Consider the following 26,000-nt stretch of genomic DNA (forward strand, 5'->3'; position numbering starts at 1 on the left):
CTTAATCCATGCAACACACCAGTAGGGTAGGTATATGAGACGCGCTAAAATCGTGGCCACTTTCGGACCGGCAATCGCAAGCTTTGACAACACGCTGGCCGTGCTGGAAGCCGGCGTTGACGTGGCACGCATGAACATGAGCCACGGCGATTACTCCGTGCACGACAACACCTACGAGAACGTCCGCAAGGCTGCGGGACAGCTCGGCAAGGCCGTGGCCATCATGGCCGACCTGCAGGGCCCGAAGATCCGCCTCGGACGTTTCGTCGACGGTCCCCACCTCCTGGAGGTCGGTGACACGTTCACGATCACCACCGAGGACGTTCCCGGCACCAAGGACATCTGCTCCACGACCCTCAAGAGCCTGACAGAGGACGTCAACCCCGGTGATGCCCTGCTGATCGACGACGGCAAGGTCGCCCTCCGCGCGATCGACGTCGACGACGTCAAGGTGGTCGCCCAGGTGATTGTCGGCGGCTGGGTCTCCAACAACAAGGGCATCAACCTGCCCGGCGTTGCTGTCAACGTGCCGGCGCTGAGCGAAAAGGACGAGGACGATCTGCGCTGGGCCATGCGCCGCGGCGTGGACATGGTTGCCCTGTCCTTCGTCCGGGATGCCTCGGACATCGTCCGCGTGCACGAGATTATGGACGAGGAAGGCCGCCGCGTGCCGGTGATCGCCAAGATCGAGAAGCCGCAGGCCGTGGAGCAGCTCCCCGAGATCATCGACGCCTTCGACGCCATCATGGTGGCCCGTGGCGACCTCGGTGTGGAACTTCCCCTCGAGGAAGTACCGATCGTGCAAAAGCGCGCCGTTGAACTGGCACGCCGCTGGGCGAAGCCGGTTATCGTAGCCACCCAGGTCCTCGAGTCCATGATCGACAACCCGCGCCCGACGCGCGCCGAGGCCTCCGACTGCGCCAACGCGGTGCTCGACGGCGCCGACGCGGTCATGCTCTCCGGCGAGACCAGCGTGGGCAAGTACCCGATCGAGACCGTCAAGGTCATGGCCCGGATCATCGAGTCCACCGAGGTCCACGGCCTCGAGCGCGTCCCCCCGCTCGGCACCAAGCCCAAGACCCGCGGCGGCGCCATCACCCGGGCCGCCGTCGAGATCGCCGACCAGCTGGATGCGAAGTACATCTGTACCTTCACCCAGTCCGGTGACTCTGCACGCCGCCTCTCCCGGCTGCGCCCCATCAAGCCGGTCTTCGCCTTTACCCCGGTGGAGCACGTTTGGAACCAGCTCGCACTGACCTGGGGGATCCAGCCGGTCCTGGTCCCGATGGTGGGCCACACCGACGAGATGACGGCCCAGGTTGACCGCAGCCTGCTGGAACTCGACGTCGTCGAGGACGGCGACCTGGTGGTCATCGCCGCCGGTTCGCCTCCCGGAAAGGCCGGTTCGACGAACCTGCTGAAGGTCCACAAGGTGGGCGACCTCGCTGACATCGGCGGCCAGGGCGAAGCGGCAGTGGCCAAGGACAAGCTCGGCCCGTGGCCGGAAAAGAAGAAGAAGAACCGGGTCCAGGCCTAGTTCTGAAAGCTTGAACGCAAAAGGGAGGATCCCCGCCGGCTGGCGGGGATCCTCCCTTTTGGTGCTTGGTGCTTAGTGCTTCCAGCGCGCGGCTGGCGGCCGCGGAGCGCGGCCGGAACCGCCGGCCGCTAGTTGACCTGGTTGATGATGGTTTCGGCAACCTCGCGCATGCTGAGGCGGCGGTCCATCGAGGTCTTCTGGATCCAGCGGAAGGCTTCCGGTTCCGTCAGGCCCATCTTGGTGGTCAGGAGGCTCTTGGCGCGCTCCACGAGCTTGCGGGTGGCGAACTGCTCCTGCAGGTCGGTGACCTCGCTCTCGAGGGCCTTGATTTCCTCGTGGCGGGACAGCGCGATCTCCAAAGCCGGGATGAGGTCCGCCGGGGTGAACGGCTTGACCACGTACGCCATGGCGCCGGCGTCGCGGGCGCGCTCCACGAGTTCTTTCTGGCTGAACGCGGTGAGAAGGACCACGGGGGCGATCCGGGCCTTGACGATCTTTTCGGCGGCCGAGATGCCGTCCATGACCGGCATCTTGACGTCCATCAGGACCAGGTCGGGCTTGAGCTCCTCGGCAAGCTGGACGGCCTTTTCGCCGTTGTCCGCCTCGCCGACGACGTCGTAGCCTTCGCCCCGCAGGATCTCGATGATGTCCAGGCGGATGAGGGTCTCATCCTCGGCGACGACAACGCGGCGCGCCGGCTGGGAAGTGGGGGTTGACTCCGTCTGTTCTGACACGGGAACTCCTTGGAAAGGTACGGCGGGAACTCAACCATCATAGGTTTTGTCTGCCGATGTACTTGGACCGGTTTGGTTCGATGCGGCGTCACTGGCGCGATTCTGGAATTCAGCCTATCTGCATGTAGAGTAATTTCGCGCACTGGAAGCGATCGCGTTGCTCACAGCACTGTGGCAGGCTGATTGTTACACCGGTGTACTCCGCGCCCGAGTGGCGGAATTGGCAGACGCGCCGCACTCAAAATGCGGTATCGAAAGGTGTGTGGGTTCGAGTCCCACCTCGGGCACAGTGTTTTCCCTGTTCAGCGGCCTTTGGGCCGCTGAATGTGTACAAAACTACAAAAAGTGTGTACAGCGGCGTAGCATTTTGCTGTGGCCAGCATCAGCACGCGCGTGAAAAAAGACGGCACCAAGTCGTTCATGGTGCGCTGGCGTGATCCCGGAACTCGTAAGAATCAGGGCCTGACTGTCGCAACGCAGGCGGAGGCCGAAACCCTCAAGCGCTTGCTGGATGCGAACGAGCAGTCCTTCGTGATTGCCCAGCAGGCCATACTTTCCAACCAGGCCAGGGTTCCCACGGTCGCCGAGGTTGTCCAGGAACACATCGACCTGCTGATCCGGCCGTCTAGCGGAACCGTCAGGACGTACCAGGTGATGCTGGACCTTCACATCAGGAACGTCATTGGCCACATTCCCGTGGACAAACTCGACTATCGGCACCTCCACCATTGGGCTAAGTCGATGATGGCGAAGGGCAAGTCCCCGAAGACGATCCACAACGTTCATGGCCTCATATCCGCAGCGATGAACACTGCAGAAATGCTGCGCTATATCCCTCGGAATCCGTGCCGTGGTGTTCAGCTGCCGAGTATCGACAAGGCTGAGGACGAAGCCATGTTCCTCACTCACGCCGAGTACAACATGATTCTTGAAGTCATGGGGGAGCGGTACAAGACCTTCACGAACTTCCTGGTCATGACAGGAACCAGATTCGGGGAAGCGACGGCACTCAAAGTGGCCGACGTCGATTTGCTCTCCAAGCCGCCCGCGGTGCGGATCAACAAGGCCTGGAAACGCGACGGCCAGTCGCAGTACTACATCGGCGCCACCAAGACCGGCGCGGGTAAGCGGACCATCGGTCTCAACCCGGCACTGGTCGAACTTCTGGTACCGCTCGTGGCAAGCCGCCCCGGTGATGAGCTGTTGTTTACGACGCCCAAGGGAGAGCGGATTGTCCACAAGCTCTATTGGCACGGCTACTGGGTTCCTGCGGTCCAGGCGGCTCAGGCGCATGGACTGAAGAAGTCGCCGCGCATCCATGACCTCCGGCACACGCATGCGTCCTGGCTGATCCAGGACGGTGTGTCTCTGTTTACGATCTCGCGACGCCTTGGCCATGCCTCAACCCGGACTACGGAGCAGGTCTACGGCCATCTGATGCCGGAGGCGCTGCAGGCCGGCGCTGACGCCACCGAGAGGTCGATTACGGGGTTCACGCGCTGACACTGGACTTTTGTCCCTGTCGCGGTCAGGGCTGTTGGTTGCTGACCGGCGTCAGGCGGCGTCGCGCCCTTGTGCCGATCAGCCGTTCCTGCTGGGTTGACCCGGCGTGCACCGGGACCTCGCGCAGGCGGGCGATCGCCGCGATGTGCTCTGAGGTGAAGATGATCTTTCCCTTGCCCCAGCAGACGTGCGGGAATCGGCCGCTGGCCGCGCCCTCCCGGAGCCAGGCCTCCGTGCACCGCATGAGGGCCGCCGCCTCTGCCGGCTCGTAAAACTCAAGGTCCATTGGAACTCCCATGTCGCGTGGTTCGCTTGGACATTCATGCAGCGTTCAGTCAGCCAGGTCATGATTTGTCCTAGACATTCGCGCGTTCCCGCGGTGTAACGCCGAAAGCACCGGACCTCGTCCGTCGCAAGCGGCATAGCTGGGACCATTCACCGCAGATGGAGCCTCCTCGTCCAGAAGCCGAGGAGCGGCTGCCAACGCATTCCGTTTCCCAGGACCCCCGCTATCCTGGGTGATCTCCTTGTCGGGACTTCCTACGAGCCCAGCCCAAAGTGATTGGACCCAGCCGCTGTAAGGGTATGGCAAGCGTTGTGTATCTCTGACAAACAACGCGCATCAATTGCCAAGCTGCGTGCAAAACCAGCGCGAGAGATCGGTAGCTAACTGTCACTTTGTATTCGGCTCGCATCTCAGTTGCTGTGCCCGCGAGCTGCTGAAGTTCATGGGTCATGATGGATGCCCATGCTTTCCGTGCGCGTATGCACTGCATAGTTGCCAGGCCGCGAGCCAGGAAGGTTGGGGTCGCCGTTGTGGCGTTCAATAGATCTGAGAACGTTGGTCGTCGTAGGCATCTTAAGCTTCCGAGCCTCGAGGGTGCCGATGCCGGACTCGTCTGCGACTTCCTGCGTTCTGCGTTGGTAGTTCTGCGCCCATCCGCGAGAAGGTAAATTCGCCTCCTCTCTGAATTGCAGAGGGGTGTGGATCTCCGCCATCTGGGCTTGGATCCTTCGCTTGATCCTTAGCTTTGAATTCACGGGTCGAGAGGCCACATGGCGCACGCTGCCGAGTCAAGAGCGTTTCGAACAAGTGCGTATGGACCAAAGGGACTGCTGGTCACGTGGATGGTTGGGTTCCGCTCAGGTCATTCACTTATTCTGGCTCGCGGAATAGGGTCACAAGTCGTATGGTATCCCGATCGAGGAAGTAGCCTGTTGTGAGAGGGCAGCAGCCTGATATTGCTTTGCGAGGAAGAAACCGGCGATGGGACCATCCCTGCCTCCATGAGCAAGTTTCGTGGAAACGACATCCCACCGTGTAGCTTTGACGCAAGAAGCACATTCCTAGAGTTGGTCTCAAAGGCATCCAAGTCTGGAATGGAACGGACGGGGGATTGTGCAGGCACGGGACGAACTTCCGCCAACAGTTCTGAACATCGTTGTTCAGGAATTCGATGAAGCAATCTCCTTGCTCGGCGTCTGCGCCGGCCACGAGGACAGCATGTGGCGACACCGGGCCCTTTCCGAGGACCTAATGTCTTGGGCAATGGACTGGATTCTGCCCCACAATGAATTGGCTGGACTCTCATACGCGAACGCATGGCGACTCATGGCCAAAGCAATCAGCAGGATTTACAAGACCGCCGATACTGAATTGCGCGGCGAAATTGGCGAACTCCTGCTGCACATAATCCTCCGGCGGTTCCTGAACAGTGAGCGAGCCATTTCACGCATCTACTTCAAAGATGCCGCTAATGACACCGTGAAGGGTTTTGACGCCTGCCACATCGTTTCAGTCCCCGGCGGAGGCGTCGCCGAGGATGAACTGGAGCTCTGGCTTGGCGAATCCAAGTTTTTCAAAGACAGTTCACGGGCCATCGGTGCAGTGCTGGATGAGTTGGAGCTTCATCTCGACACGCAGTACCTGCGGTCAGAGTTTGCGGCCATCTCAGACAAAGTGGAATCAAACTGGGCACACGCCGACAAGGTGAGAGCGTTACTGCGGCAGGAAATCTCCCTCGACCAGGTGTTCCAACGAGTCGTCATCCCCGTCTTCATCACGTTCGACAGTGATATCACCGGCCGGCATAGCCAATCCACGCAGGAATACGTCGACGAGATCACAGCCCATATGAAGCGGGAGTGGGCGTCATTCCGCAGGCGGTTTGAACGGCGGACAATGCCCCGGGAGATCAAAGTTCACCTCATCCTGCTCCCTATGGCCACAAAGAAGGACCTACTCGAGGCATTTGATGAAAGGCTCAAGGCATGGCAGCTAGCGTCGAGGCCGTAAGGGAAGCCCTGGCTGCTCCAGCTCTGGAGGGCGGATTCTCCATACTGGCGGACATTGCTGCCCTGAAGGCTGCTGAGGCTCCGAATCGCGATGTTCAGGAACTTGTCATTCGGGCTTTGGACCGGGCGACGGAATTTCAGGCCGAGCTGTCTCTCCTTATGTCGCTGGCACGGGATCACGGGCTGTTCCCATATGTGGAAAGCATCGCCCCAAGCATGCTGCCTCTAGCTGACCTCATCGCCCTTGAGATGAACCGGCCGGACAATCTTGAGGGCGTTGTTTTTCATCGTGTCCAGACCGAGGTTTACCGCAAGCTGATGGCGGGTGAGAACGTCATCCTGTCGGCGCCCACGAGTTTCGGCAAGACCGTCATCCTGGACGCTCTCATCGCTTCCGGTAAGTACAACAACATCGTCATCATCGTGCCGACCATCGCCCTCATTGACGAGCTGCGAAGGAGACTGGCGCGGTTCAACGACTTCACTCTTATCAGTCATCCGGGCCAAGCCCGCACGGACAGGAACCTGTTTGTACTTACGCAGGAGCGGTACCTTGCGATAGAGGAGATGCCCACGCCGGATTTCTTTTTCATCGATGAGTTTTACAAGCTCGATGACGCCACTGACCGGAGCGAATTGCTCAACCACGCCCTCTACCGCCTAAGAAAGACAGGAGCCCAGTTCTACTTGGCGGCCCCGATGATTCAGGCACTCTCGGAGGAGCTGCCCGCCGAGCTTCGAGCCAGCCTTATAGTGACTGACTTTGCCACTGTCGCTGCCGACACCATCGCCGTGAGGGCTGACACCGACGAGGAAGAACGCCGCGAAATCAAACGCATTCTCTCTGAGGTCGATGGTCCGACGCTCGTCTTTTGCAAATCCCCAAACAGAGTTAGGACAGTGTCACGTTGGCTACAGGAGGACGCTCCCGAGGGCGGGTACGGCGCGGGAATGATCCACACGGCCAAGTGGCTTGAAACGAATATCAGTTCCCGCTGGAGCCTGCCGAAAGCCCTCCGCCTCGGCATCGGATCTCACCATGGAAGGCTGCCCCGGTGGCTCGGCCCGCTCATCATCAAGGCGTTTGATGAGGGAAACGTGGGCGTTCTAGTCTGTACTAACTCATTAATTGAGGGAGTGAACACCCGGGCAAAAAACATCATCATTCTGGACAACCGTATCGCCAACTCCGCCTACAACTACTTCACTTTCGCGAACATCAAGGGCCGGGGCGGGCGGATGTTGAAGCACTTCATAGGCAGGATATTCATGTTCAATCCGCCGCCGCCGGAGATTCTGCCCAGCATCGATATGCCGGGCCTTAGCCAGAGTGAAGCCGCATCAGACAGCCTCCTGTTGTCCCTGGACGATACCGACCGGACGCCGGCAACTCAGGAACGCCTGCGTGACGTTCTGGAGCAGTCCATTCTGTCCGTTGAGACAATGCGAAAGAATCCAGGTGTTGACCCGGAGGCACAAATAGAACTCGCAAGGCACCTGTCCACCGTCAAAGTACGGGAGCTCCGGGACTTGCTCTGGACCCGCCCAGCTCCGACCTACGAGCAACTTTCGGCGGTCATAAACCTCATTTGGGACCATCTGCCTCCCCGAGGCCTCACAAACCATTTGGCAAAGTCCGCGAAGCAACTGACCTTCATGGTGAACCAACTGGCCATCATGAACGGGGACGTATCGCGTTTCATCGCCAAGGTCGCTGAACGAGCCGTAGAGGATGATGACTACGACGCAAAGGTGGAGGAGAGCTTCAATTTCCTACGGTTCTGGGTCGACCACAATCTCCCAGCACGCCTGCGGGCTCTAGACGCGATAGCCAAGGAGATTCTCCCTAAGCGCTCCATTGAACCTGGCAGTTTCGAGGCGTACGCCGCAAGGACAGAAGCCGGGTTCCAGCAGCCCCTGCTCTTGACTGCCGAGGAGTTTGGAATACCTTCGCAGGTTTCCAGGAAGCTCCTTAGACATATCCCAAAGCGAGACAGTCTTGACTCTCTTATCTGGGGACTTAGAACCCTGGACTACGACAACCTTCCGGAGCTCACTGACTACGAGCGTGGGTTGCTGGACTATGCTCTGTCGAGTGACTGAAATTAGCAGGTTCCTGACTGTTCTCGAAACCTGCTCGATCAAGTTCAGGAGTGCCGCGKAGTAAGGTTTTTGGGCGCGAAGCAACGAAGATGAACCGTGCCGTAGGAGGTCAACGGCGCGGGACCTGGGCGGTTCCCTGGACGGAGCGACCATCCAGACAAGTGAAGCAGTTGTGGGGCACTTGTAGCTGGATAGCACGCTGAAAGGGAATACGACCGTCGGGTGTGGAGTTGTCCACCAGCGAGGGACTGGAATCCCGGGCAGAAGGTACCCTCGTCGATGAAGGCACAAACGATTTGTTGCCCCACGGATTCGAGATCGTCGACAAGCCCGGCGCCGAATATCGGAGTTGTCCTGCGCGGCCATATTGGCGTCATGCTGGGGCCAGTTGCCGTGTTTCCCGTCGGTTGGACCTGGCGTCACTAACGTCCGGAAAGCATTCGTTCATTCGATAACAAGATGGGCGGCTTCACTTAGTTCATTGATCCTCCAAGCGTTGGCGGAGTACGTAGCTGCGGCGCCGCGTGCATGCCCACCACCCGTTGACACCTCGACGCAGCCGCTCGAAACGAGGACCGACAAGTGCTTGCGGACTGCGCTTGGGCTGAGTCCAATGCCGGCGGCAATCTGAGTGCTGGTCGACGGTCCGTTCTTGCCGAGGAAGTGCAGGAGCCGGCTCCGCGTCCTATTCATGAGAAGGTTCGTCATCGCTGGCACTTCCGTTTGAGACCTGGGAGCGTTGGAAGGTGTAGACCCGTCTGCAATGACCATAATGTACGCCTAAGTAAATACGTTGACTAGATGCGTCGGCCGTCAGGGTTGAAAGGCTTGTTGGGGCGCGTAGCGAAAGCAATACTTGTACCCAAGGCGCTGGTCTCGCATGGATAGCTGTTGGGGAACAGCAACCGAATTATCAGAACGGCGACAAGTGGAAGCGAATGAAGGTGTACGGAAGAACGGCGGCGGGGTTCGCACGCCGCAGGCGGAGCTCGCCCGAAAACTGAACCTCTTACTCGACACCGTTGTTGCCGAGCGAGGAGTGGCCCTGACATACCGTGAGGTGAGCGAGGCGTTGGCCAAGCAGGGTGTGAACCTTTCCCGCGCGCGGTGGTTCTACATGAAGGACGGCACTGGCCGAATGGTCTCCGATCCCAAGCTACTAACTGCTCTATCCGGACTCTTCCAAGTCGATCCCAGCTATCTCCTGGGCAGCGACGGGGCGGAAGTTCCCGAGCGCATAGACGCGCAGCTGGAATTCGTGAAGTCCCTGCGCGCCGCGAGGGTGAAGACCTTCGCCGCGCGGACTCTGGGCGACGTTTCCCCGGAGACCCTTCGGGCCATTACCGAGTATCTCAACCAGGACATTGCCAGGCATCCGTCCGGGGAGTCGTCCGCTGCTAGCGGTTCAGTAGATAGTCCAGATGGGCCGCCAGTAGAGCCTTGACGCGCGCGTCATCTACCGAGTAGCGCGGCGAGCGGCCATGCCGCCGTCCAGGCTCCAAATCCGCGCGGATAGCGCCGGTTTCTTCTAATGCGAGCAAATGCTTTGCCACGCTTGGCTCGGTAGCGCTGACTGCGTCGACAATGTCCCCCCGAGTGGAAGGGCCATTGGCTGCCAAGAAGCGCAGGATCTCATTTCGGGACCTGTTGCCGAAGGTAGCGATGGCCGCTTCGACGTCGGGCGACCAGGCTTCGTCTTCGGGCTGCGTGATTCTCGGCATGCCTTCATTCTTGCGCTAAGCGTCTCGAATCGCCAGCGATGCGCTCTTGACTCTATTTTAGTGAGTGTTGAGAATAGTTAAAGTATTCTCTCTGCAGATCGACCTTCACTGCCGAAGGGTGGAGGCCAGACCTCTCACAACATCACTGAAATTCTCTGCTCGGGAGTTGTCATGACGACTCGTTCTCTCAAAGGCCATAGCGCGGACGTCGCAAGTGTCGTAGACGGTCGAAGTGAGCAACAAGCGCATCCGCCAGCCATCTCGATGGAACAGATGACATCAGCCATCCACGAGGTATCGCGATACGTAAGATCGCGATTGTCCCGCTCGGGACACGGCTGTGACGTTGAGGATGCTCTTCAAGACATCCATATTGCGGTCTGGCGAGGAGTGGCGGACGGCCATTACCGGCAGATTCCCGGGATCCGATTTGGCGCCTGGGTCCAGGGGATCGCTGCCCATATTTGCTCGGCCTACCTGTCCAGGGCCCATTCGAAAGATGCGCTGCCGCTCCTTGTTGATCAGGCGGACTGCCAGCCGCGGGAGGTTGGCGGGCAACTCGAGCTCTTCGGGCCAGAAGGAGTAGCGGAAAGGGAGTGGGCCCTCTGCATCCTCCAGACAACAAGACGCCATGTCGGCGATTTTGCGTGGAGTGCCGCGATGTCCTTGCTGCTCGCGGAAGGGCGGGTCTGTGCCGACTCAACCACAAACCGTCGGGCCTACCGGCAACTCTCATTCGTCCGGCAAACGGCAATCACGGTGCGGGAGGCTCTGGCTGCTGTTGATGCCGAGGGCCGCGACATCGGGGATCCGACGACGTTCGCGGCGCGATGCCTGCCAACTCCGCTATTGCAGCAGATTGCACAGGACGTTGTACGGCTGGACTTGCACAAGCAGGAAAGGGCGGAGGCGATTGCGGTGATCGCATCTGACTTTGGTGTCAGTCGGCGGTACGTCGAAGTGCAGATAGGCAGGGCGCGCCAACTGTATCTGGCCGCCACAGAAATTACTTCCCCGATCCTCCAACCAATGCCAAAGCCCCACTTGGCGCGACCTGTGAAGCGCGTGCGTCATGTCGTCTAAACGCGCGGTCGCCATGGACCACTGAAGGAGGTGCACTGTGAAGCACACCAACCATCATGTCCGACACCTAACAACCACACGGTTGTGGATTCTAGTCTGCGGTGTCGTGGTCCTAACCGCAGTGGTTGCCGCCCTTCTGCTGATTCCAAGCCAGGAACCAGTAGACGCAGGCGTGGCTGTGGTAGCGACTCAGGCCGCCCGACGGTCAGAGACGCCAACCACATCTTCAGCGGCACCGACCATAAGCGACACTCCAAGCTCGGACAAAGGCCCCCACACGCTTGACCATCGGTCCCTGGCAGAGTCGACAGCAACAGCGCTCTACACGTGGGATACGCGGACCTCGGCATATACGGACGTATACGCCCGCGTGCGTGGCTGGTGGATGGTGCTCGACGACGGGTCCAATCCTCTGAGCCTATACACGGCGCAGTTCGAGGGGACGGGCATCGATGCGGCAGCATTCGCACACCTGACCTCCCGAAAGGCCTACCGAACGTCGCGCGTCGTGGAGACCAAGTGCGACAGCGAACTCACCAAGTACGTGGAGCATCCGGCTCCCTGGCAGGGCCTCCACGTCTGCACCGTGACCGTCAGCGTGACTGATCGATCGACGTCGGACACGGGATCCACGCCCTACACGGTGCCCGTTAGCGTCGTTGCCAACTGTCCGCCTGCAGAATCCGCTCCCGGAGACCGATGCGCGCTGGTCGCCTTCTACACCGATTCCGCCAGGATCGTCTACTGATGGGCATCCGGAAGACAGTAGGTGTCCGGCTCATCGCGCGATCGATAGCGGCCGGCACGCTGGTTGTACTGATGGGTTCGGCGGCACTTGTCAGCGGATCGCTCGCTCTCGTCGGCTCTGGAATCTCGGGTGCGGGGGATGGTTGCATCTGGCCGGATCCATCCGATGGTGGGAATGCCACGGCTCTCCACGGGCGCATCGGCGGAGTTCTGACGGTCTCGGGCCCCAGCGGGACACCGATGACCCTCAGCATGCGGCAGCAGGAGGTCGCCAGGCCTATATCTCGGTCGGGCGTGCCCTCAACGCGTCCGGGCAAGGAATCCAGATTTCAATCATGACGGCCCTTCAGGAATCGGGACTGCGGATGCTTGCGAACCCTGCAGTTCCGGAGTCCCTGGACTTTCCCAACGATGGTTTGGGCTACGATCACGACTCCATCGGCTCAGCCCAGCAGCGGCCCAGCGCCGGATGGGGACGCGTGCAGGATCTCATGCGTCCCGAGTACAACGCTGCCGCATTCTTCGGCGGCGCCAGGGGTCCCAATCGCGGCTCACCGCGTGGACTGCTGGACATTGGGGGCTGGGATCGGATGTCCCTCGGCGCGGCCGCCCAAGCCGTGCAGGTCTCGGCATTCCCAGAGCTTTACGACAGGTGGGAGCCGGTTGCCGCATCAATCATCTCCTCGTTGGGCGGCGAGGGCAGCGTTCCGTCGTGCGAAAGTCCCAAACAGGACAATGGCCGTCCAGCGCCAGTGATTCCGCCAGACCTGGATGACCAACGGCGCGCCATCCTGGGATTCGCCCAACAGGGACTCACCGGACGCTACGTCTGGGGAGGGACCGCCTTCAGGGCCTGGGACTGCTCCGGCTACGTGATGTGGGTCTACGCCCAGATCGGTAAACGACTTCCGCGCGTCGATCAATGGGTTGTGGGCACACCGACGACGGCGCCTCTGCCCGGTGATCTGGTGGTGCAGAACCCCGATGGCCCGGACCACTGGGGCCACGTGGGGATATACGCGGGCGGCGGGTTGATGTACAGCGCCCTAAACCCCAGCGTCGGAACGCTGCTCCATCCCGTCGACTGGAACCCCGGCAGCCGATTCTTCAGACTCCTGGGCTAAATCCGCTGACCCAAATCACGAAGGCGTCGCAGGTCATGCACGGCGGACCGAACGCGGCCATGGAGAACCAAGGGGCAGGTCTGCCGCCCTGGTTACAAACCTAAGAGGAGCAAAAGTCATGAAGTATTTAGCAGTGGACCCTGGAATCGTCCCCAACACCGATTTCCCGTTCTTGCAGTCCTTGAGGCAGATCGGTGGTGGCATCCTCGTCGGGGCGTTCATCGTCATTGCGATCGTCGCCGTCATCGGCGCAGCCATGCTTCTGGCCGGCAAACTCAGTCAGTCATCACGCCTGGCATCGGGCGGGGGAATGATCCTCTTATGGACCGGACCCGTGGCCGCAATCCTTGGCGGCATCAACGGCTACATCCTGTGGTCTCAGAGCGCTATTCAACTCGGGTTTTAGGGCGCCACCGTGCTGCCGAATCTATGTGAGCCCGGGAGCTGGTGGCCGCCGGGCTGCGGCTTGGTCTCACAAGCTCAGAACAGCGCCATCGCCGCGTTCAACGACTTTCTGGCCGGCATCCTTGCGTGTATCGCCACCTGGCTGTGGTCCTTCATCTCCGGCGCGTTCGGAGTGTCCAACGTCGATGACTCCCAGTGGGCCGCCGTCAAAGGTCTCACCGGCTGGTGGGTCGTAGTCATGGCGACACCCCTCGTCGTCGCCATGATTCTCCAACTGCTGTCCGGTCTCATCGCCCAACAATCGCGCCGGATCTGGAGGGCGCTAATAGGCGGTTTGGTGGCAATCCCAGCCGTGGGAGCCGCGATCTACGTGATGCAGACACTGACGCACGTGAGCGACGAAGCCTCAACAGCCCTTCTGGAAACCTTGGGCTCCGATCCGTACGTCGTCTTCATGCGCCTCTTCGGCTTTGAGCGAGCACCCGCAGGAGCCGCCAGCGAGTGGAAGCTCATCAGCGAGACGCTCCCTGCGACCCAAGCTGCAGCCAGCGGGACGTTGCTGATTACCGTCTTCGCCACACTGATCATCTGGATTCTTGCCTTCATTCTTATGTGCTCGATGATATTCCGGTCATTTGCCCTCATCGTCCTCGGAGCCGTTGCTCCCGTGGCTCTCATGATGATGCCGTGGGAGAAGACAAAGTCATGGATGGCACGCTGGTGCGAAGTAGTGGTTGCCTTGCTGCTGGCCAAGCCACTTGCCGCCACGGTGCTGGCCGTCGCAGTAAAGCTGTATGCCGATTCGACATCGTTCGCCGGCATCGCCGCAGGCGCAGTCGGAATGACAGTTGCCTGCGCGGCCCCTCTGCTGGCGCTCAAGCTGGTCGGATTTGCCGGGGGCGAACTTGCCGCGGCCGCGGGCGCCGCAGGTGGAGGTCATATCGCCCGCACGGCGGCCGGTTTCTCAGGACGCCAACTCGGGCAACAGATCCGTAGCCATCATTTTTCGTTGGGACACGGTAGAGCATCCGGGCCCTCGCTTGTTCCCTCAACTCCACAGCCAGTCATGGCAAGAGTCTCCAGGCCGGCCGCCACCAGCCCGAGATCTCCGGGTCAAGGAGGCTCGGCGCCCCTGGAAATGGTCTCGGGGCCATCAAGCTCCGGGGCGACAACGACCCGTGCGTCTGAGCGAGCTGACGCCGGATCCATTGCCAGCCGAGCTGCAACCCGCGGGCAGACGCCTAAATACGAGCCCGGCGCCGCCAAACGGTTCCCAGCCAAGACGCGTACTGCCCCTCCCGGGCCAAAAGCACCCGTGCAGAAACCTGAGACGCCGACGACGGTGATCCCACCACAGATTGGAGGCCACAATGACTGACGAAAGCAGGGCCCTGAGTCCTGTCAGCTTTCCGCGGCAGGAACGCCACGGAGTGCTGCTCGGGCTGCAGTGGTATCAGCTACTTTTCGCGGGCGCCGGCGTTCTCGCGGCATGCGTGGCTTCTGCTTCTGGGGGGCCTCAGCGGCTGTTTTGGACGAGTCCGCTCTGGCTCTCCCTTCTGTTCCTGGGTTTCCTGCAGTACGACAGGATCCCGTACCCGGTGTGGATCTTGACCGCTGCTCGATTCGTGGCCCGAATAGCAACCCACCAAACCACTTTTCTGGCGACCACCGAGACGCCTGTGGCTACGGGGTCGCTCGTCCTCCCGGGCGGACTGTCTTCATTGACGATCCACAAGACAGCCCAGGGTTGGTGCTTCGTCGTCGACAGCGAGGCGCGGGAAGCATTCGCTGTCATGAGGTGCCGGGCGACTGCCTTTGCTTTGCTGGAAGATGAAGACAAGGCCTATGCCGTCCAGGAATGGTCCCGTGTGCAAGCGAACCTTGCCAAACGTCCGGGTGTTGCCCGGATCGCGATTCAGGATTACACCGTCCAGTTCCCCGCCTCGGCGTTGGGGGAGTACTACAGCCGGCGGGTGGCGGCACGCAATTCGACTTCGCCCAGTACTGAGTGGGGGGACCGCTCTTACAAGGATCTCGTTTCGGCAGCCGGGGCTGCGAGCAGCCACGACATCCTTGTGACCCTAGTACTCGACACCACGCGCGCTCGCCGGAGGATCCGCGACGCTGGAGGTGGCGTTACCGGGACCGAGCAGACTATGCGATCAGAACTTGAGGCGCTGGCAACTGGACTCAACACGCACGGAGTGAACGTCGAAGAATGGCTCTCGGACAGACAGTTCGCGGAAGTTTTCAGGGGGGCGTTTGACCCATCTTCGCCCGTGGTCATCGGGAAACGGAAAGACGCCTTCAAGGGTATGGACCCCGCCCAGTCCGGACCAATGGGTATGGAGGAACACTGGACACATCTTCGAACCGACACCGGTTTCCACCAAACGTTCTGGGTTGCAGGATGGCCGCGGCAAAAGGTCTTTCCGGGCTTCCTTCATCCGCTCGTCTATGTCGGCGGCTTCCGTCACACCATTACGCAGATCCTCAGGGCCGTTCCCACAGACCGAGCTTTGAAGGACATCCGGTCCGCCCAGGAAGCCCACGAGACCAGGCGCCGGATCAACGCCAAGTTCGACCGCCCAACAACCCGTGAACAGCTCGCCGAGGAACAGGAAGTTCAGCAGCGGGAGGAAGAGATCGTTGCCGGCCACGGAGATGTCCGCCAGGCCGCGTATGTAACCATCACCGCCGCGACGCTGGAGGAACTGTCAAGATGCCGACAGGAACTGGAGTCCGCTGCTGCGAGCGCATTCGTCGACGTTCGACTGCTGGTGGGACAACAGTGGGCGGCGTTCATCGCGGGCGCGCTGCCCCTTGGCAGGGGACTCAAATGAAGCCGCAGAACAAAAGCGTCGAGTTCGTGTCCGCGGGTGAAACGCGGAGTGCGCGCCGGATACGGCGCCGAGGCCAGGGACATGACGGCGCTTTGCGGCAAATCTGGCACCGGCTGACGGACGAACCAACCGACGGCGGGTTGAATGCGCAACCCGGGAACCGTCGTCGTGGTCCGCACGAGATGGCCGGTCAGCATCGACTCCAGCCGTCTCCGCACCGCGCGTCCACAATGACGTTTGCGGCCGCCTACCCGTTTCTCACTGAGTCGGGGCTCGGACACGAAGGGACGTACATCGGCTCGGACGTGTTCGGTTCAGGGGCCTTCTCGTATGACCCGTGGATCCTCTATGACCGCGGAGTGATCAGTGGACCGTCCATCGTTGTGATCGGCACAGTGGGGACGGGCAAGTCGATGTGCGGCAAGTCGCTTGTGGCCCGCTCGATCACGCTGGGCCGCAAGGCTGCTGTTGCCTCGGATCCGAAGGGGGAGTGGGTGCGAGTTGCCCAGGCTGTCGGCGGCAAGGTGATTTCCGTTGGACCCGGGCGCCGGACACGCATTAACCCGCTGGACGCCGGACCTCGGGCGAGCGATCTGTCTAATGCCCAGTGGCAGGCCGTCGTGAGGCAGCGTCGCCGGCAGCTGCTCGTGGCCCTCGTGTCACTCATGCGTCAGGGTGAGCCCATGCTGCCGGTCGAACACACCGCGCTGGACATGGCATTGACCGAAGCTGTAGCAGCCAACGCGACCCCTACGCTTCCCATGGTGCTGGACCGCTTGCTGGATCCTGCCCCGGAAACGCGCAAGCTGGTAGGGCCCGACGGCGGCACATCAGTTGCGCACTCGCTTCGGCGCACCGTATCTGGGGATCTCGAAGGAATGTTCGATGCGCCTTCAACGGTCAAGTTCGACGCCGATGCTCCGATGATGGTGATGGACACCTCGGCGCTCATAGGAGCCTCTGAGCAGGCGCTCTCGCTGGCGGCGGCGTGCAGCGCCACCTGGCTGGAGGCGGCCATCACGAATCCGGATGGCGGCAAGCGGATCGTTGTGTACGACGAGGGCTGGCGGATGCTGGCGGACCCGTTCATGTTGGTCAAGATGAGCGAACAGTGGCGGCTGGCGCGAACCTATGGCATTGCGAGTCTGCTGATCATGCACAAGGTGGCAGACCTTAATGAAATAGGTGACAGCTCCAGCGGGCACCGCCAAAAGGCCTTGGGCCTGCTCACGGAGGCTGACACCCGGATTATCTACCGGCAGAAGCATGATTCCATGAGCCTGACGAAGCAGGCCCTCGGTCTCACTGCCGCCGAATGCCAACAAGTCGAAAACCTCCCTAAGGGCGTCGGTCTGTGGAAGGTGGGAAGCCGGTCCTTCATCGTCGCCAACCGTGTGACCACAGACGAGCTTGATGTCTTCACCACTGACCACAGGATGCTGGAATGAAATCCAGTCATCAGGATGAAATCCCTCTCCTCAACCTCGGGCTCCTCTTGCTGGCTGGCTACACCGCCACGTGCGCGCTGACGGAGTCGGCCACGAGCTTCGTGGCGCAGTGGCAATGCGGGCGTGGCATGGAGACCTTTCATGGTCCGTTGGCTGTCCTGGGACTGGTAACGGGAGACATAGGCGCCATTGGCCGAATACCGGACGGCTGCGCGATCGACATCGTCCTCGTCCGGTTACTGCTGTGTGCGGCGCTCGCCGTCTTGGCGGCCTCTGCCGTCGCTCTCTTGTTTGCGTGGCACAGCTGGCGACAGTCGGGCGCATGGCTTCGGCTGGAAATCCTGGGCAGAGACGGGATCGCGAAGAGGGCCGAGATCGTCCGGGAGTTTGGACGGCGCGCAGCGCTGCGGCGGGGACGCGTGACGCGGCCCGGTCTGCAACAGCTGCGGCTGGCAGATGTGTCGTGGACTCTCGGGACATCACGTGGCGTGAAGATCAATGTCTCCACCGAGGAATCAATGGTCATTCAAGGTGCGCCGCGTTCTGGCAAAGGCCTCTTCGTGGTTGTTAACGCCATTCTCGATGCGCCCGGCGCCGTTGTAGCAACGTCGACGCGCGCTGACAACCTCGCAGTCACCATGAAAGCCCGCGCCAGTGGAGGCCGCCCTGTGACCGTCTTCGATCCGCAGGGGATGTCAGGGCTCGGTTCGACTCTCCGCTGGTCACCGGTCCGTGGATGCGAGGACCCGGACATAGCCGTCCGGCGAGCGCTGGTGATCTCGGCCGATACCCAAATGACGGGCGAGAACGCCGCCTGGCAAAAACGTGCCCAGATCGTCCTGCAGACCCTCCTTCATGCAGCGGCTCTCTCCGGCGAGGGAATCAGAGCCTTCCGCCGGTGGTCATCCAATCCGGTGCTCGCTGCAGAGGCGTTGGAGGTCCTTCAGAGCCCGAAGGCGGCATTGGGCTGGCAGTCCGACCTGATGGGCATCCTCGAGGACGACCCGCGGAATACGTCGAACTCCTGGATCGGGGTCTCCGCTGCAGTGGCGCCGCTATCGTCCCCGAAGGTGCTCGCTGCCCTGGACCCGACAAATCCGGAGGACGAATTCGATCCCCGGACATTCATCCGCGAGCGCGGCACGCTCTACCTGATCGGCACCAAATCCGGAGCGGCCGCCGCAGGACCGTATCTGTCGGCCCTCATAGACGATATCGACGCGACAGCCCGAGAAATGGCCTTCACGGCTGCCGGCGGCAGACTCGATCCACCGCTGTCGCTCATCCTCGACGAGATCGCGAACCTCTCGCCCTGGCCAGGTCTACCGGTGACCTTGTCGGACGGAGGCGGAATCGGAATCTCCACCATGGTCGTTCTCCAGTCCTTGTCCCAAGCACGTTCGGGCTGGTCCATCGAGGAAGCCTCCACCATCTGGGAATCGGCCATCATCAAAGTCATTTTCGGTGGTGGATCCGACGAACGCGACCTGCGGGATCTTGCAGCGTTGATTGGGGAGCGGCAGTTCACTTACAGGACTCGGTCCTGGTCCTCTCAAGGACGGCAGACTGGTGAGCAAATCCGGGACATGCCTGTCATTGCCCTGCACGAGATCCGCCGTCTCCCGCCCGGTACAGCCCTGATGTTGGGGCGTCGAACACGGCCGATCCTCTTGGATCTGCGCGGCTGGCATCAACGGAAAGATGCGGCAGACCTGGGACGGTTCAAGCGGGAGGCTGAGGAAGCCCTGGCGTTGGGCCATGCCGCCCATCTCGCGCCTGTCGAGAAGGCTCCCGATGGGACAGCTTGATAATGACGGCGACCCGCTGGCCCTGCTCTTTGACGAACTTGCGCCGGCGCCGCAGGGGACAACGACTCCGACGCACAGATGGCGTGACCTTGATCCGCTCACGGTCAGAACGGCGTGGCTGGAGTTGGACCGCTGGGTGCGCTGGTTCGTTTCCACGTACCGGCTGTCTTCGTCCGTGGTACCAGACTGCTGGTGGAGACATTCCGAACTAGTTGCGGAACTCTACGCCTTGCAGCGGGCGGAGCTGGCGTCCTTTGGGGAGTCGGACTCAGGGTTCGGGCCGCTGGGGTTCCACGAACGAATCCCGCTGGCTGTCGAGCGCCTCCGTACCCACACCAAGGCGATTGGTTGTGTCGGGTTGCAGGCCCACCGGGAGCTCAGTCCACGGGCGATGCCTGAGCCCGGTTCTGAGTTTCTGTCCTGGATTGCCGAGCCGCACCAAGTACGCACTGTGTCGTCAGATCATGTCACCAGCCCGGGTGCGACGTATGGATAGGTGTCCGGCCTTAGCAGGTGCGGACACAGACTGAGAAGCAACGGAGGTGGCTGTCGTGGCCCCTAACAGAGCTGCTGCGCCTGACGGCGAGACGAGCCGTAGGCGCTCTGGCCGTGGTGTGGAAGTGAGCCCAGAAGCCCGCATCGTTCAGCTGACTGACCAGTTGCACGCCGTTCTGGAAGGGGCGATTTCATCGCCTAGCCGATGGCATCAACTCCTGGATACTTCGGCCACGCTGTGGCGGTACTCTGGCGGGAACGTGGCCCTGCTGATGGCGCAACGGGAAATGCTCGGGCTGCAGCCGCCGACGTTGGTGGCCGGATACCGCGAGTGGCAACGGCATGGCCGCACGGTGGTCAAAGGGGAGCACGCGCTGTGGGTGCTGGCTCCACGAACCGCGCGCAAAGTCTCCCAGTTATCTGAGGGGACCGTGGGCGACAAGGTTGACGGCAGGGGAGCAGAGCCGCCCGTAGCCGATTCCGGAACTGACCGGAAGATAGTCGGCTGGCGAGGCCAGGCGGTCTTCGATGTCTCCCAGACGGAAGGCGAGCCCATCTATGTGCCGCGTCCCGGCGTCGGAATGACGGATATTCCTGCGGGACTTTGGGGGGCTCTGGTTGAGGCTGCGGAACGCCGCCGTTTCGTCGTGGACGTTTCGGACAGCCAGCGGTCCATGTCGAGCGGGTACGCCGATTTTGCGGATCGCCGGATCCAGGTAGGTGCGTGGCTTGGCAGGGAGGACGCCGCGGCCGTCCTGGCGCACGAGCTCGGACATGTGTATCTCCACGGCCCCGACGACAAGGTTGGAAAGCTGTACGGGAGCGGACTGCAGCACCGTGGACTCGCCGAGGTGGAAGCCGAGTCTGTGGCTTACACGGTTCTACGCGCCCACGGCATCGACCGTGGGCCTCAGTCATCGAGCTATTTAGCTGGCTGGGCCGACAGAGTCATCGACGTTGAACGGACCGGGACGTCCGGAACCGGGGAACCGGCGGGCCACTTGACGCGGATGGATGTCGCTCGGTCGACTCTCGGCCGGGTGACTGCAACGTGCCGCGACATTCTTGAGATCACTCGTCCTGCCGGAGCAGGCGGGAAGCTGACGGCGCTTCAGTCATCGCTAGTTGATGCGAGTGTCGATTCCCATCCCGTTGCTGTAACGCCGAGCCCTGCCCCCGCAGGCCTTCGCGCTACATGATCCCCTAGATTTCCAGTCGGACTGGCCGCCTGGAAACGAGAAAGGTAGGCACCAACCATGGGCACCAGAATCCCGGTTTCCATTTCCGGCAACCTCGTCGCCGATCCGGAACTCACCTACGGCGAGTCAGGGGTTGCCCACGCGAAACTACGCGTGGCCGTGAATCAGCGACTGCAGAATCCTGACGGCTCCTGGCGGGACGGAGAACCGCTCTTCCACAATGTGTCGGCATTCCGTGCGCTGGCAGAGAATGTGGCCAATTCCCTAAAAAAGGGGGACCCCGTTGCCATCGGCGGAGAGATGGAATTCCGCCACTACGACAAGGATGGGGTGCAGCACGAGGCGCATCGCATCGTTGCCGACACAGTTGGGCCCGACCTTCGCTACGGAACGGTCGCATTTCAGCGAACTCCCAAGGCGAGCACCGATGTGTTTGCCGGCCCCACAGGTCCTGCGCAGCGGGACTTACAACCGGGTCAGGACTGGGGAGCTGCTGCGCAGGGACATTCGTCAGTTCCGACGGGAGTCGGACACTCTGCACAGGGGCTTCAGCTCTAGCCAAAGGGAAGTAGTCCGCTCTTGCTCTGGACATGTCCAGAGCAAGAGCTGTTCAATAGTGGCTAGTCGTCGGGCTGCTTCTTCCAGGGGAACGGTCCATAAACGCCAGGCGGAGGCTTTGGTTGGCCGGCCGCTGCAAGGATGGGATGCAAATGGAAAATCCTTCATTCGTTCTCGGCTCAACGCCGGCGGAGAGTGCGGCCCAGGCTTTCAGCTCCCTTAGACTCCCAAACCATCTGACTCTCGAACGGCTCGTCTCGATCGTGGAATCTCTCCGCCGCCGACCCATTGAGATAGACGTCGCGGATGGCCTAAACGGGGGATCCGTCTGCGGGCTTTGGCTGTCTACGGATACGAAAGAAATCATTCTCCACGCGGCCACTGCTTCTGCGCTCCACCGCCAGCAATTCGTTCTTCACGAGCTGGGCCATATGGTTCTGCGCCACGATGAGGTGGGCGTGCCGGTCGACTACACGAGCAGCGTCTTCCCCAATCTTCCGGGTCAGATGGTGCGGCGAGTTCTCATGCGGAGCAGTTTTGTAGATCAGATTGAGGCGGCTGCGGAGACACTCGCCGACCTCTTTGCCGCCGCCATCCGGGATAGCGCTCAAGAACCCAGGTCGTTCGAAAGGGTATTCGGGTGATCCAGGCCATCGCCGCCGCGGTCATTTGGGGACTGGTTCTGTGCCTCTTGCCAGGGATCAGGCGGCGAACGGACCACAGCATAGTAGTTGCCGCGGTGACGATAGCTTCCGCGCTGACACTGAACATCGATCCCGTGTATTTGGCTGGGGATGCAGTCTTTGGTGGTCGCAACGTTCTGGATCTGTGCTCGAACATCCTGATGGTGGTGGGAATTTACTTCCTGTCGAGAGCGATTCTCCGCGCTGCCGACGCGAGCGAGGCGCCCGCACTTTCTTACAAATTCGGTCTGGCGGTCCTTGGCGTTGTGGTGGCGGCCCTCGTTGTCAGCTTTAGTTTGGTCGATGCTCCCCGAACATCGACGGGCTTCATGAGGGTCTATGGCGACCAATGGTCGGCGGCTATCTACTCGGCGGTGCAGTTTGTGTACATCGGTGTAGTCGTCGGTGTCACGGGCTACACGTGCTTCAGGTTCCGTGGAGACATGACGAGGCCGTACTTCCGGATTGCCTTCACTCTGATCGGCGTGGGCTGCGCGCTGGCGATTGTTCTGGTCTTGGCCGTCCTTGGAATGGACACGTTCCATCTGCTTGGTGACGTGGACTCTATGAGTGCCCTCTCAGCCGTATATGACGGCGCAGTGCTGGGAGCCATGATCTTTCTGTGCGCGGGCCTGGCATTGCCGCCGGTTGCTCGCCGCATTGGGCGAAGGACCCGAGCGAAAACAGAACCCGTCCTGGTCAATGACCTCACTGAAATCTGGGAAAAGACCACGGGGACTCGGACGGAGCTTCGGCTTGAATCCGGCGCAATTGTTGCCGATGAGCGTGAATCCGCGAGGTGGCGTCTCCATAGAATGCTCGTGGAGACCCAGGACGCACTACTCGTTGATCCATCACTTGCTAGGTTATTGAGCGATCGGGAAATTCAGGTGCTGGCGCGAGTGGAGGAATATTTAGTGGTTCGCCAAAGCCCGGGTCCGCATGGAAGGCAGCTGGGGGACATCGAAAGGGGGACCGCACTTCGTGACGGACACAGCTGGCGAGCCACTCGAGACGCCCCAAGCCAAACTCGCTCGCAAGCTCAACCTCCTGCTTGATTTGTTTGAGGCCCAAGGTTCAGAGCCTTTGACCTATCCGCAGATCAACCACCACATGGCTCAGCGCGGGACGCCCTTGTCGCGCTCGCGGTGGGCCTACATGCGCAGCGGCGACAGCTCACTGGCGACCGATGCGGCCCTGCTCAGGAATCTCGCCGAGTTCTTCGGCGTCGATTCAAATTACCTGTTGGACCAAACCGACGAAGTTCCCGATCTGGTTGATGCCCAGTTGCAACTCTTGCGCACAATGCGGGAGGCTCGAGTTCGAAACTTTGCCGCAAGGCAGCTGCAGGGCATCTCCCCGGAGACCTTGGTGCGTCTTCGGAAAGTAATCGACGAGCGATTGGGAGGTGGGGGTGACGACGGCGGTTCATAGGTTCCTGCTAGGGCTGGCGGCAGCCGGGGTAGTCGGCGCCTCAGCTGCCTTTCTGGGTGCTGCCTACTTCGCACGCCAGGTTGTCGTGCCTAAGACGACACGGAAGGAGGACCTTCCTATCCGACGGGTGTTCGATGGAACTGACGGCGAACTGTTGGTTGAACTTCCGGCCTCGTCACAGACAACAGCGCCGGGCCGATACAGCATTTGGTTCGCCACGGGCTCAGGACATGCCTGCATAGGACCAGTGGTCGCGAACGATCCTGACGCCGGTACTGTCACTCGAGTCGTGGAGCGGGTCGATTCGGGTGATCTTCGTGCCGCAAAAACAGGGATCTGGAGTGCCTACGTTTTTTCGAAGGCCGAACAACTCGAGTTGCCCTTTTCTGAGGTCGAGATACCGGTGGAAGGTGGCGTAGCGCCGGCGTGGAAGTTTGACCCGGCGGAGACGTCGGCAAGGCCAAATGCCTGGGCCATCCACATCCATGGAATGGGCGGAAAGAGGGGTGGTGCACTTAGGGGCGTTCCGGTGGCCCAGCGGCTGGGCTTCACGTCGTTGGTTGTTTCGTTCCGAAACGACGGGGAAGCCCCGCCATCCGTTGACGGTCGGTACACCCTTGGTCAATCAGAATGGCTCGACGTCGACGCGGCTGTGCAGTATGCCGTTGACAACGGGGCGCAACAAATTGTCCTTTTCGGGTGGTCTCTTGGCGCGTCCATTGCCCTACGCCTTGCGGATCTGTCCGACCACTCGGACCGCATAGTCGGGTTGGTCCTAGATGCGCCTGTAATCGACTGGACCACGACTCTAATCGAGAACGCCGGCGCAAGCGGACTTCCACGGTCAATTACAGCCCTCGGTCTCCGTGTCCTTAAATCGCCGAAGATGCGGTGGGTTGCCGCCCTGAAGGATCCAATCGACCTCACACAGCTGGATTGGATGACCCGAGCTTCAGAGATCAAGAAGCCCGTTCTCATCCTGCATGGGCTGGGGGACCCCTCAACGCCCTTTCATGTGTCGCGGCAAGTCGGCGATCTTCGTCCGGATGTAGTCCACGTCGTTTCCTTCGACACCGCTGGCCATTCGCACGAGTGGAATTTTGACACTGAACGATGGGAGGACGCTGCAGCGGCTCTGTTGGAATCGAACGACAATTTCCATGACGCAAAGGAAAGCTAAACGCAAATTCGATGCCAGGGGGCGGCAAGTTTCTCCGAAGGGTCGATTGATCGAGAAATATATATTGTTCAAGCCAATTCAACGGCTGATGGGAAGCGTACGAAAAAGCGTGTACTAAGCGGACGAGGCCGCCGGCTTTCTGCAGGGCTGCAGCGTCGGCCGCGACGTAGCTCCCCAAGACTGCGGGCCGGTGGTGCTAATCTGTGACGGCCCGCAGACGCGAGCCAAACCTTTTCCCCGGGGGAACCATGACCGACCCGAATTTTCCGCCGCAGTACGGCCAGCCAGGGCCGCAGCCCTATGCCCAGCCAGGGCCGCAGCAATTCGGGCAGCCCCCGTACGAACCCCCTCCGGGCCAGCGGCACCAGACGCCGGCGCCCCCCAAAGGGCCCCTTTGGAACATCGTTCTGGGTCGTCGGCAGCCTGTTGGCCGTGGTCCTGCTGATCAACGCCTTCGCCGGACAAGGTGAGGGCGTACTGGTCATCGCCGGGCTCGTGGCGCTCTTTACGGCGGTGTACTCCCTGGTGTTCAAGCGCCGGTCCTGGCTAGGCCTGCCCCATCAGGGGATTGCCACCGCTGTCCTCATGGGGGGACTTGTCTGCGCGATGCTCGGCGTCGTGGCCGGCGTCGCCGGCGTGGGTGCGGGCAAAGGCCCCGCAGGCGGCACCGACGCCCGCACCCACGGTGACGGTCACGGCTGCGCCGGCGACCAGCAGCCAGCTGGAAACTGATGCGGCCGCGAAGCTGAAGGCGCGCGAGGACGCGGTCGCCAAACGGGAAGCGGCCGTCACCACCGCCGAACAGACTCCCGCGGCCAAGAGGTTCGGGCAAGGCACGTGGACGGTCGGGACCGACATCGAGCCGGGGACCTACAAGACCGCCGAGGCGCTGACCTGCAGTTGCTACTGGGCCATCACCAGGACCGGCTCCAACGGCGGGGACATCATCGAGAACGACAGCGTCGACGGCGGATTCCCGATGGTTACGCTGACCAAGGGTCAGACGTTCGAGTCGAGCCGCTGCGGGGACTGGGTCAAGCAGTAGCCGGCCGCGGCCACTGGCCGCACCCACATAAGAGGCCCTCGCCGGCGTTGCGCGG

General features: G+C 61.3%; 25 protein-coding genes, 1 tRNA gene and 1 pseudogene. 22 read left to right on the forward strand and 5 right to left on the reverse strand.

The features are described 5' to 3' along the window. Window positions 1-34 precede the first annotated feature (34 nt). Window positions 35-1,537 carry a pyruvate kinase gene (gene pyk, locus AC1DFR_RS08000; RefSeq protein ID WP_043436173.1) on the forward strand — a complete coding sequence of 501 codons (1,503 nt, stop codon included), beginning with the start codon at window positions 35-37 and terminating at the stop codon, window positions 1,535-1,537. A 128-nt stretch (window positions 1,538-1,665) separates the two neighbouring features. Here pyk and AC1DFR_RS08005 read toward each other — a convergent pair whose 3' ends face one another. Then, window positions 1,666-2,271 carry an ANTAR domain-containing response regulator gene (locus AC1DFR_RS08005; protein WP_018772478.1) on the reverse strand — a complete coding sequence of 202 codons (606 nt, stop codon included), beginning with the start codon at window positions 2,269-2,271 and terminating at the stop codon, window positions 1,666-1,668. A gap of 205 nt (window positions 2,272-2,476) precedes the next feature. On the opposite strand from AC1DFR_RS08005, the gene AC1DFR_RS08010 reads away from it, so the two are divergent. Both AC1DFR_RS08010 and AC1DFR_RS08015 read left to right on the forward strand, forming a co-directional pair. Then, a tRNA-Leu gene (locus AC1DFR_RS08010) sits at window positions 2,477-2,558 on the forward strand. Between the two features lie 85 nt (window positions 2,559-2,643). Continuing rightward, entirely contained in the window at window positions 2,644-3,774 is a 1,131-nt protein-coding gene (locus tag AC1DFR_RS08015) for a tyrosine-type recombinase/integrase (RefSeq protein ID WP_476870630.1), read from the forward strand. 25 nt (window positions 3,775-3,799) lie between these two features. Here AC1DFR_RS08015 and AC1DFR_RS08020 read toward each other — a convergent pair whose 3' ends face one another. Then, entirely contained in the window at window positions 3,800-4,060 is a 261-nt protein-coding gene (locus AC1DFR_RS08020) for a hypothetical protein (RefSeq protein WP_476870631.1), read from the reverse strand. A 1,113-nt stretch (window positions 4,061-5,173) separates the two neighbouring features. On the opposite strand from AC1DFR_RS08020, the gene AC1DFR_RS08025 reads away from it, so the two are divergent. Both AC1DFR_RS08025 and AC1DFR_RS08030 read left to right on the forward strand, forming a co-directional pair. Next, window positions 5,174-6,070, forward strand: a complete 897-nt coding sequence (locus tag AC1DFR_RS08025; RefSeq protein ID WP_476873117.1) for a HamA C-terminal domain-containing protein — start codon at window positions 5,174-5,176, stop codon at window positions 6,068-6,070. Then, window positions 6,046-8,172 carry a DEAD/DEAH box helicase gene (locus AC1DFR_RS08030; protein ID WP_476870633.1) on the forward strand — a complete coding sequence of 709 codons (2,127 nt, stop codon included), beginning with the start codon at window positions 6,046-6,048 and terminating at the stop codon, window positions 8,170-8,172. Before AC1DFR_RS08025 ends, AC1DFR_RS08030 begins: the two co-directional genes overlap by 25 nt. A 444-nt stretch (window positions 8,173-8,616) precedes the next feature. On the opposite strand, the gene AC1DFR_RS08035 is transcribed toward AC1DFR_RS08030, so the two are convergent. Then, entirely contained in the window at window positions 8,617-8,943 is a 327-nt protein-coding gene (locus AC1DFR_RS08035; protein WP_476870634.1) for a helix-turn-helix domain-containing protein, read from the reverse strand. Between the two features lie 157 nt (window positions 8,944-9,100). Here AC1DFR_RS08035 and AC1DFR_RS08040 point away from each other — a divergent pair, with 157 nt between their 5' ends. Beyond that, window positions 9,101-9,616 (forward strand): hypothetical protein, encoded by a 516-nt coding sequence (locus AC1DFR_RS08040; protein ID WP_476870635.1) that lies wholly within the window; start codon window positions 9,101-9,103, stop codon window positions 9,614-9,616. On the opposite strand, the gene AC1DFR_RS08045 is transcribed toward AC1DFR_RS08040, so the two are convergent. After that, window positions 9,570-9,893, reverse strand: coding sequence for an ArsR/SmtB family transcription factor (locus AC1DFR_RS08045; RefSeq protein ID WP_476870636.1), 324 nt, complete (start codon window positions 9,891-9,893; stop codon window positions 9,570-9,572). The two genes, AC1DFR_RS08040 and AC1DFR_RS08045, sit on opposite strands and share 47 nt — an antisense overlap. Window positions 9,894-10,166: 273 nt before the next feature. Between AC1DFR_RS08045 and AC1DFR_RS08050 the strand changes: the two genes are divergently transcribed. From AC1DFR_RS08050 to AC1DFR_RS08090, 9 genes and pseudogenes are all read left to right on the forward strand, one after another. Continuing rightward, window positions 10,167-10,976, forward strand: a complete 810-nt coding sequence (locus AC1DFR_RS08050) for a hypothetical protein (protein ID WP_476870637.1) — start codon at window positions 10,167-10,169, stop codon at window positions 10,974-10,976. A gap of 385 nt (window positions 10,977-11,361) precedes the next feature. Further along, window positions 11,362-11,724 (forward strand): hypothetical protein, encoded by a 363-nt coding sequence (locus tag AC1DFR_RS08055; RefSeq protein ID WP_476870638.1) that lies wholly within the window; start codon window positions 11,362-11,364, stop codon window positions 11,722-11,724. 334 nt (window positions 11,725-12,058) lie between these two features. After that, window positions 12,059-12,847 carry a C40 family peptidase gene (locus AC1DFR_RS08060; protein ID WP_476870639.1) on the forward strand — a complete coding sequence of 263 codons (789 nt, stop codon included), beginning with the start codon at window positions 12,059-12,061 and terminating at the stop codon, window positions 12,845-12,847. A 118-nt stretch (window positions 12,848-12,965) separates the two neighbouring features. Further along, window positions 12,966-13,253, forward strand: coding sequence for a hypothetical protein (locus AC1DFR_RS08065; protein WP_476870640.1), 288 nt, complete (start codon window positions 12,966-12,968; stop codon window positions 13,251-13,253). A 60-nt stretch (window positions 13,254-13,313) separates the two neighbouring features. After that, a complete protein-coding gene (locus AC1DFR_RS08070; protein ID WP_476870641.1) occupies window positions 13,314-14,630 on the forward strand; it encodes a type IV secretion system protein in 1,317 nt (438 codons plus the stop codon). Continuing rightward, window positions 14,623-16,095, forward strand: coding sequence for an SCO6880 family protein (locus AC1DFR_RS08075; RefSeq protein WP_476870642.1), 1,473 nt, complete (start codon window positions 14,623-14,625; stop codon window positions 16,093-16,095). The genes AC1DFR_RS08070 and AC1DFR_RS08075 overlap by 8 nt, the downstream gene beginning before the upstream one ends. Continuing rightward, window positions 16,092-17,543 (forward strand): ATP-binding protein, encoded by a 1,452-nt coding sequence (locus AC1DFR_RS08080; protein WP_476870643.1) that lies wholly within the window; start codon window positions 16,092-16,094, stop codon window positions 17,541-17,543. Before AC1DFR_RS08075 ends, AC1DFR_RS08080 begins: the two co-directional genes overlap by 4 nt. Beyond that, the gene (locus AC1DFR_RS08085) at window positions 17,540-19,351 is read left to right on the forward strand and encodes a type IV secretory system conjugative DNA transfer family protein (protein WP_476870644.1); all 1,812 of its coding nucleotides are present in this window, start codon (window positions 17,540-17,542) and stop codon (window positions 19,349-19,351) included. Before AC1DFR_RS08080 ends, AC1DFR_RS08085 begins: the two co-directional genes overlap by 4 nt. A gap of 620 nt (window positions 19,352-19,971) precedes the next feature. Next, a pseudogene (locus AC1DFR_RS08090) lies at window positions 19,972-20,250 on the forward strand (ArdC-like ssDNA-binding domain-containing protein); the annotation flags it as partial. Between the two features lie 12 nt (window positions 20,251-20,262). Here AC1DFR_RS08090 and AC1DFR_RS08095 read toward each other — a convergent pair. After that, complete coding sequence (locus AC1DFR_RS08095; protein ID WP_476873134.1) at window positions 20,263-20,622, reverse strand: hypothetical protein; 360 nt, start codon at window positions 20,620-20,622, stop codon at window positions 20,263-20,265. Window positions 20,623-21,102: 480 nt separating this feature from the next. On the opposite strand from AC1DFR_RS08095, the gene AC1DFR_RS08100 reads away from it, so the two are divergent. The 7 genes from AC1DFR_RS08100 to AC1DFR_RS08130 all read left to right on the forward strand — a co-directional run bounded on the left by AC1DFR_RS08100 (window position 21,103) and on the right by AC1DFR_RS08130 (window position 25,945). Further along, a complete protein-coding gene (locus tag AC1DFR_RS08100) occupies window positions 21,103-21,603 on the forward strand; it encodes a single-stranded DNA-binding protein (RefSeq protein WP_476870646.1) in 501 nt (166 codons plus the stop codon). A 152-nt stretch (window positions 21,604-21,755) separates the two neighbouring features. Then, window positions 21,756-22,247, forward strand: coding sequence for a hypothetical protein (locus AC1DFR_RS08105; protein ID WP_476870647.1), 492 nt, complete (start codon window positions 21,756-21,758; stop codon window positions 22,245-22,247). Continuing rightward, window positions 22,244-23,344 carry a hypothetical protein gene (locus AC1DFR_RS08110; protein ID WP_476870648.1) on the forward strand — a complete coding sequence of 367 codons (1,101 nt, stop codon included), beginning with the start codon at window positions 22,244-22,246 and terminating at the stop codon, window positions 23,342-23,344. Before AC1DFR_RS08105 ends, AC1DFR_RS08110 begins: the two co-directional genes overlap by 4 nt. Window positions 23,345-23,372: 28 nt before the next feature. Next, a complete protein-coding gene (locus AC1DFR_RS08115) occupies window positions 23,373-23,720 on the forward strand; it encodes a hypothetical protein (protein ID WP_476870649.1) in 348 nt (115 codons plus the stop codon). Window positions 23,721-23,967: 247 nt separating this feature from the next. Next, window positions 23,968-24,900, forward strand: a complete 933-nt coding sequence (locus tag AC1DFR_RS08120; RefSeq protein ID WP_476870650.1) for an alpha/beta hydrolase family protein — start codon at window positions 23,968-23,970, stop codon at window positions 24,898-24,900. A gap of 432 nt (window positions 24,901-25,332) precedes the next feature. Further along, window positions 25,333-25,632: a hypothetical protein gene (locus tag AC1DFR_RS08125; protein WP_476870651.1), complete on the forward strand. Its 300-nt coding sequence runs from the start codon at window positions 25,333-25,335 to the stop codon at window positions 25,630-25,632. Then, window positions 25,586-25,945, forward strand: a complete 360-nt coding sequence (locus AC1DFR_RS08130) for a hypothetical protein (protein ID WP_476870652.1) — start codon at window positions 25,586-25,588, stop codon at window positions 25,943-25,945. Before AC1DFR_RS08125 ends, AC1DFR_RS08130 begins: the two co-directional genes overlap by 47 nt. Window positions 25,946-26,000: the final 55 nt, after the last annotated feature.

The sequence above is a fragment of the Arthrobacter sp. 05T410 genome, assembly GCF_056396505.1.

Bases quoted from the DNA above. Each gene is read 5' to 3' on its own strand.
- AC1DFR_RS08050 (WP_476870637.1), top strand. From the start codon at position 10,167: ATGACATCAGCCATCCACGAGGTATCGCGATACGTAAGATCGCGATTG.
- AC1DFR_RS08080 (WP_476870643.1), top strand. From the start codon at position 16,092: ATGAAGCCGCAGAACAAAAGCGTCGAGTTCGTGTCCGCGGGTGAAACG.
- AC1DFR_RS08085 (WP_476870644.1), top strand. From the start codon at position 17,540: ATGAAATCCAGTCATCAGGATGAAATCCCTCTCCTCAACCTCGGGCTC.
- AC1DFR_RS08035 (WP_476870634.1), bottom strand. From the start codon at position 8,943: ATGGTCATTGCAGACGGGTCTACACCTTCCAACGCTCCCAGGTCTCAA.
- AC1DFR_RS08065 (WP_476870640.1), top strand. From the start codon at position 12,966: ATGAAGTATTTAGCAGTGGACCCTGGAATCGTCCCCAACACCGATTTC.
- AC1DFR_RS08020 (WP_476870631.1), bottom strand. From the start codon at position 4,060: ATGGACCTTGAGTTTTACGAGCCGGCAGAGGCGGCGGCCCTCATGCGG.
- pyk (WP_043436173.1), top strand. From the start codon at position 35: ATGAGACGCGCTAAAATCGTGGCCACTTTCGGACCGGCAATCGCAAGC.
- AC1DFR_RS08055 (WP_476870638.1), top strand. From the start codon at position 11,362: ATGGTGCTCGACGACGGGTCCAATCCTCTGAGCCTATACACGGCGCAG.
- AC1DFR_RS08095 (WP_476873134.1), bottom strand. From the start codon at position 20,622: ATGTCCGAGCTCGTGCGCCAGGACGGCCGCGGCGTCCTCCCTGCCAAG.
- AC1DFR_RS08045 (WP_476870636.1), bottom strand. From the start codon at position 9,893: ATGCCGAGAATCACGCAGCCCGAAGACGAAGCCTGGTCGCCCGACGTC.
- AC1DFR_RS08030 (WP_476870633.1), top strand. From the start codon at position 6,046: ATGGCAGCTAGCGTCGAGGCCGTAAGGGAAGCCCTGGCTGCTCCAGCT.
- AC1DFR_RS08105 (WP_476870647.1), top strand. From the start codon at position 21,756: ATGGAAAATCCTTCATTCGTTCTCGGCTCAACGCCGGCGGAGAGTGCG.
- AC1DFR_RS08060 (WP_476870639.1), top strand. From the start codon at position 12,059: ATGACGGCCCTTCAGGAATCGGGACTGCGGATGCTTGCGAACCCTGCA.
- AC1DFR_RS08075 (WP_476870642.1), top strand. From the start codon at position 14,623: ATGACTGACGAAAGCAGGGCCCTGAGTCCTGTCAGCTTTCCGCGGCAG.
- AC1DFR_RS08100 (WP_476870646.1), top strand. From the start codon at position 21,103: ATGGGCACCAGAATCCCGGTTTCCATTTCCGGCAACCTCGTCGCCGAT.